Origin of the sequence: Pseudoalteromonas sp. RB2-MNA-CIBAN-0110 (genome assembly GCF_040309305.1) — a bacterium.
GTDB lineage: Bacteria > Pseudomonadota > Gammaproteobacteria > Enterobacterales > Alteromonadaceae > Pseudoalteromonas > Pseudoalteromonas arctica.
Genome location: NZ_JBEOOQ010000122.1, coordinates 1 through 305 on the forward strand (window position 1 = coordinate 1; position 305 = coordinate 305).

A 305-nucleotide genomic window follows, 5' to 3' on the forward strand; every position below is an offset into this window, starting at 1 on the left:
TGGAGCTAAGCAGGATCGAACTGCTGACCTCCTGCGTGCAAGGCAGGCGCTCTCCCAGCTGAGCTATAGCCCCACATATGCTGGTACTTATTGTTTTAACCATCTTCTTAATTAGATAAGAAGTGGTGGGTCTGAGTAGATTTGAACTACCGACCTCACCCTTATCAGGGGTGCGCTCTAACCAGCTGAGCTACAGACCCAAAACAATAAGTGTTGTTCTCTTTACAATAACAATCATCTGTGTGGACACTACGAACAAATAAGTTCTAAATCGTATAAGGAGGTGATCCAGCCCCAGGTTCCCC

Annotated in this window: 2 tRNA genes; both read right to left on the reverse strand. The window is 46.6% G+C overall.

The features are described 5' to 3' along the window. Positions 1 to 73, reverse strand: a tRNA-Ala gene (locus AAEY68_RS20810). Positions 74 to 123: 50 nt separating this feature from the next. Further along, a tRNA-Ile gene (locus AAEY68_RS20815) sits at positions 124 to 200 on the reverse strand. Positions 201 to 305 lie beyond the last annotated feature (105 nt).